The sequence below is a fragment of the Nostoc sp. genome, from assembly GCF_054880495.1.
Genome location: NZ_JBTYKD010000424.1, coordinates 1 through 5,970, shown reverse-complemented (window position 1 = coordinate 5,970; position 5,970 = coordinate 1). Strand labels below are relative to the sequence as shown.

General features: G+C 39.5%; 3 protein-coding genes. 1 reads left to right on the top strand and 2 read right to left on the bottom strand.

Annotated features, from left to right (window positions below):
- On the bottom strand, positions 1 to 1,254 hold a 1,254-nt coding region (locus ACYTXL_RS35535), incomplete at its 3' end, for a cytochrome P450 (protein ID WP_461928658.1).
- Positions 1,255 to 1,441: 187 nt separating this feature from the next.
- On the opposite strand from ACYTXL_RS35535, the gene ACYTXL_RS35530 reads away from it, so the two are divergent.
- Positions 1,442 to 3,655, top strand: a complete 2,214-nt coding sequence (locus ACYTXL_RS35530; RefSeq protein ID WP_461928657.1) for a phosphoketolase family protein — start codon at positions 1,442 to 1,444, stop codon at positions 3,653 to 3,655.
- A gap of 394 nt (positions 3,656 to 4,049) precedes the next feature.
- Here ACYTXL_RS35530 and ACYTXL_RS35525 read toward each other — a convergent pair whose 3' ends face one another.
- On the bottom strand, positions 4,050 to 5,006 hold the full coding sequence (locus ACYTXL_RS35525) for a hypothetical protein (protein ID WP_461928656.1): 957 nt from the start codon (positions 5,004 to 5,006) through the stop codon (positions 4,050 to 4,052).
- Between the last annotated feature and the right edge of the window lie 964 nt (positions 5,007 to 5,970).

Sequence of the window (5,970 nt, the reverse complement as noted above, 5' to 3'; positions counted from 1 at the left end):
TTCTAATTCACGGCTGGAAAGGATTGTGGCGAGTGCTAGCTTCATTTCCAACTGGGCAAATGCTAGACCAATACAACGCCTTGCACCACCCCCAAAGGGCAAATATTCATAGGGAGAAAATTGTCGTTCTAAAAAGCGTTCTGGCTTAAACTGCTTCGCTTGAGGATAAATATCTTCCCGTTGGTGGGTCAGATAAATAGAACCAAGTAGGACTGTACCCGGTTCTAGATCGTAACCGCCCAACGAGAAAGGTGTTCTGACTACTCTAGGAAAGGTTAGCATAGCTACTGGGTAAATCCGCAATGTCTCGGAGCAAACAGCGTTGAGATAGGGTAACTTGAAAATGATGCTGGGGTCTGGGTCATCGCCCAAGCTATCTAATTCTTGTAGTAGCTTTTGGCGCACTGATGGTAGTTTGTGAATCCAGTATAATGCCCATGCTAAGGCTGTGGCTGTGGTTTCGTGACCGGCGATTAACAGAGTGATCAATTCATCGCGCAACTCTTGATCGGTCATGGGTTTACCTGTTTCATCCCTAGCAGCCATGAGTAAGCTAAAAATATCCGTGCGTGATGAATTTCCTCCTTCTCGACGTTCCCGAATTTCCTCGTAGATGAGTTCGTCAGCTTCTTGCTGAACGCGCATCTGTTTTCCCCAGAAGTTAATCGGGCCAAAATCCCTTTGCAAAGCTGGAAAATAAAGCAAAGCCACACTTAACCGAGAACTGGCCTTTTCTAAAAGATCGCCCAAAAAGTTCTGTAGTTTTTCGGCACGAGTCCCTTCATGTAGCCCAAATACAGCTTGCATAATCACCCGCAGGGTAATAGCTTGAGTAACAGACCGAATATTAAAGGGTTTACCTATCTGGTATTGGCTGATAACTTGCTTGGTGACATCGGTAATTACCTGACTATAATTCCGCATCCTTTCGCCGTGAAAGGGAGGCATTAACAACTGGCGTTGACGCTGGTGTTCTGCGCCGCTAATGCTAATTACAGAATGCTTACCCAGCAAAGGTTCAAACACCTTATTTAGATCGCCAGGGGCTTCTAATTCCTTGGTATCATTTGTCAAAATTTGCTGTTGTGCTTGGGGATTGCTGACAATTATTATAGGAGGAAGATTTTTGTCTAATCTGAGAGTAAAAATCTCGCCATAGCTTTTGGCACAAGCCTCCATAAATGACATCGGATTAACAATCCAGCGCAGCATCTGTAAAACTGCTGGAGTTTGCGGCCCATTTGGGAATTTCATAAATTTTTTTCCTGCTTAATATTTTTTTGCTGCTTAAACTAACTGAAATTTTGGTTGCGTGACCATTTAAAGTACTTATTCTAACGTTGCAAAAAAGCAATAAACTGTTACAACCTCGAAGATGTAAAATTTTTGTTAAATTCAACAAGCATCTACAGTTTCATCTCATCGTTATAAGGTACTCAGCATGACTGCAATCTCCCCAAAGGCATCTTCAGCGCTTCCCGATTTTTCTAAAGGTATTCAATATTTTGGTGAAGCGTTACCAGATTTTGAAACTTATGGTGCAACACCTGCTATCGAGTCGGGCAAAATAGCGATCGCATCTCCGACAGATCCGAATGCAGTATATCAAACTTTACTCGCTGCCGATGCTCTGCGCTACCTAACTTTGCAAGTTACTGGTAGTAAGGCTTCTGGGCATCCCGGCGGATTTTCCAGCCAAACAGAAGCTTACGCATCTCTTGTCATGCTGGGATATAAGAACATTCTCACTGAAGTCGGACACCACGCCCCTGGATTTTATAGTGCCATGTTCTTGGATCGATCGCTAGAGGATATGGGAATTTTTACAGTTCAACAATTGCGCGATCGCTTCCGAGAAAAGCACGGACTCTTAGGACATCTTTCTGGTTACATCCCTGGTATTCTCGCACCTGCGGGACCTTTGGGACAAGGGCAACACTTTGCAATGGCGGCTGCACTGTTGCACAAAGATAAGTTGTTCCCCTTTACAGTTGGTGATGGTGGATTGGGTGAGCCTTATATTGTAAGTGCGATCGCACATTTCCATACTGCTTATCCTGCTGTCACCAACTTCTTACCGGTGTTGGTATGGAACGGTTACAGCCAAGAACATCACAGTATGGTTTCCCTAAAAACCAATGAACAGATGCAAGCATATTGGCAAGGTAACGGTTTTGATGAAATCGTCTTAGTGGATGCCAAGGATTTTGATGATCAGAACCAGCCAGGGGATTACGTTGATAGTACCGCCTTTTCCTTTGAGAAACGCCTAGCATTTACGCAAGCAGTACTTTCGGGTGTAGATCAAGCAGCGCGATCGGCATTGGGCGGCAAGCTTACCGTCTTCATTATTAAACAACTTAAAGGTGCAGGAGTCCACGCGCGGGGTGCAAAATCTCACAACCTTTATCCTAAAGATACGCTGGATGCGCCGCATATTATCAGTGCATTGCAAACCCGTGCTTTGTCTGCGGAAGCTTGGCAATTAGTCAGAACTAATGCAGAACGTGCAGGTGGTGGCCCAGCAGCAAAAACCGTGGTGACAGAATTTGAATTCTCATTACCAGAATTAGGTGAATTACCTTTAGAAGAATATGCAGTTGGAGGTGAACCAAAAGTTTCCACAACCGCAATGGGACGATTGGTAGGAATAGTTGGAAAGAAAGATCAGAATTTCCTAGTCACCAACGCCGATGGTAATGAAGCATCAGGAATTGCCAACATCAACCAAGCATTAAAGATTATCCACCCCACAACCGACGACTTATATTATCAAGCACCAAATGGACAAGTTTATGAACCCTTGAGTGAAGATGCTTGTGCCGGTTTAGCTGCGGGTTTGGCGTTAATGGGTGCGAGAACTTTGTGGTGTTCCTACGAATCTTTTGCCATCAACGGATTACCAATTTGGCAAACAGTGACGCAAGCAATGGCAGAATTGCGCCGTCAAACTCCCTCGACTATTACTTTATTCACAGCAGGCGCATTAGAGCAAGGGCGTAACGGTTGGACTCACCAACGTCCAGAAATTGAAGCTTACTTTGCTTCGTTGATGCGAAATGGAAATATTTTCCCATTATTTCCGCCTGATGCTAATAGTATTCAAGTCTGTTATGACTGGGCGTTGAAAAGTAAGAATAAGGGAATTGTGATTACTGCAAGTAAATCGCCGTTGCCAATTCGCACAACTTTAGAACAAACTCGTCAAGGGTTGCGCGATGGTGCAGTGCTATTGCATGAAGTGGCTGGTGATAAACAAGTTGTATTTGCTGTAATTGGCGATTTAACATTAATACCAGTATTTGAAGCTGCTGCTTTCTTAGAAACTGAAGGTATTGGTGCCAAGATAATTACTGTCATCAATCCTCGGCAATTGTACCGTAGCCATGATACCGCGTGGGAAACCTGTTCTGAACCTCAAGGCGGTTTCTTAGATGATGCGAAATTTGCCGAATTATTTGATGGCGATGCGCTAATTGCTGTGACAGGTGGTGCGGCGGCGATGCTGGAACCAGTTTTGTTACGGACTAACGCGAAGCGCGACACCTTTGCGTGGAAGCGTGGGGAAACTACAGCCAGTGCTGGTGAGTTGATGGCGTTTAATGGATTGACTGCGGAGGCGTTGACAAAGAGGGCGATCGCATTAGTCCATTAAATCTGGAATAGTTTCCACTTTTATCGCATTTATACGTATATAAACGCTGAAAATGGCGTTGAAATGCGTATATTTGCGTTTTTTTATTCAAGAGAACTTAGCAGACAGAAACAATGGGGGTAAATTTGCTGAAATCCGTTAATAAAAGCTGGTTTACGAGTCACAAAAGTTAGTTTACGAGTCGCAAAAGCTGGTTTATGAGTCAGAAACCTAATTCAGCGAGTGCTAATGGTTTGACTGCTGAAGCCTTGACAAAAAGTGCGATCGGGTTAGTGCATTAAGGATTTTTAAACCACATATTCACGCTGCTATCAATTAATTGTTATGGTGTAGATATGTGGCTTTAATTATTATGTATTAATTTTTATATAACATTAATAAAATTATCAAACAGCTAAGATAATAGACATTTCCAAGGAAAATCAACTAGATAATTTATAATATACTCAAATACCGCATTATGAATTTTTTTTGTTTCATTAAAAATATCTGTATTGCTGTCCGAAAATTCTTTTTTGTACATTTGTACGAAAAAACTATCTATTAATTTATCATTAGATAAAACTTGATCTGCTTGCTTTACGATGCTTAATTCAAAACCCAATATTTTTTCAATTTCACTAACGAAAAGTACATTAGTTTTTTTATATTCTATACCCTTAATTTCTTGATTATCAATATACTTACCAAAGATATAGTCTAATGTTTTTTCTATAAAATCATCACTAGCTTCACAACTTAAAAACTCTAGTCCCCAAATCAAACTATTAGATTTTTGTGTTGCTAAATCCAACTGGCTTTTTAGAGAAGAAGCTAGTATCTTTCTATGTATTGATTCTGGCTTAAAAGAATTAATTTCCTCATATATTTTATCTTGCAAAAGTTTTTTAATTCTTTGTGATTCTTCTAAATCTAAAATATATCCACCATTTTGGGGTGCTGCAATTATCTTATTGTTTAAATTTATAAAAATGCGTATAGATTCTAATGCTGATTCATTTGTTGAGTAATGTTCTGTAATGCTAACTTTACTATAATTCTTTAAACATTTCAAAAAATTCTTTTTCAAAAGCTTAAAACATTGTTCACGAGACTGAGGGAAATTTATTTGTAACTTTGTATAACCAAAATTCATATTTATTCGATATGGACATTTCTTTTCTAATTCTGTTTCACCTGGGGGATGAATAAAAGCAGCAGTTATTGTTGTTCCATCTGAACGAGCATATTCTTTTCTTAGTTGCAATGCTACTTTACAATGTGGACACTGAAAAATTCCATAATAGTCTCCATAATCTACTTCAGATGCTTGGACTATTCTTCCAGTAGCTATATGACGAGCTTCTTTCATATTCAACTTTTAACTTAAAGACAATTCTAATAATATAATATACTTAAACCCAGCATTCTCAGTTCAATCCCAAATAACATCTTCTGTGCAATGGTATAAAATGGCAAAAACTGCCATGATGTAAAAAAACAGATTCCAGAACTAACCCTTGGTAGTAATTTTGTAGGTTGGGTGGAGGCGCAAGCTGGGATATTTGCAGCACAACGAATTTATATTTGCGCCGTAACCCAACACTAAATCACTTGAATTTAAAGCAGATAAGTTAATATGTAAAATTTTTGTTGTGACAAGTGAGATCATTTGTTGGGTTTCACTCCGTTCCACCCAACCTACAAGGGTGTGTTATGGCTATTTTCATAAACACATATTCCCCAATAATTACAGCTTATTAATCAAATTTAAAAGATATGTTAATCGCAAGTAAAAATTCTACAAAATCTATACCTCTTGTTGATTATCAGGAGGTAATATTCTTACCTTATGTATAATAATTTCCTCAATGCTCATTTTCTCTAGCCTCTGGTATCAACTAATATATTTTACGCCGTGTGTAACTTTCACTCAAACCTAACCCCCAACCCTTCCCTACTAGGGAAGGGGAGCAAGAATCAAAGCTTCTCTCCGTTTCAGGGAGAGGAATGGAAGCGGGGTTTTATGAATAAGTCGCACATTGCCTTATATTTTAAAATATTATTTGGCTGTATGCCTTTATAATTTATAAATTTATCAGCCGCGAGCGGTTTAAAAGTAGTTTATAATAGGGTCATACCGAAAATTTTCCTCAATCTTAGAAGTACATTAAATCATAAATATGATCATCGTTGATACAGGATTTTGGTCAGCTTTTAAAAAAGTCACTTCTCATATTAAGTAAATTTTATGCTCAAAATTGTTCAAGCAACCTGCACTAATGGCGAACTGGTTCTGAGTGAAAAACTTAGTCCCGAATTAGAAGGTAAAACCA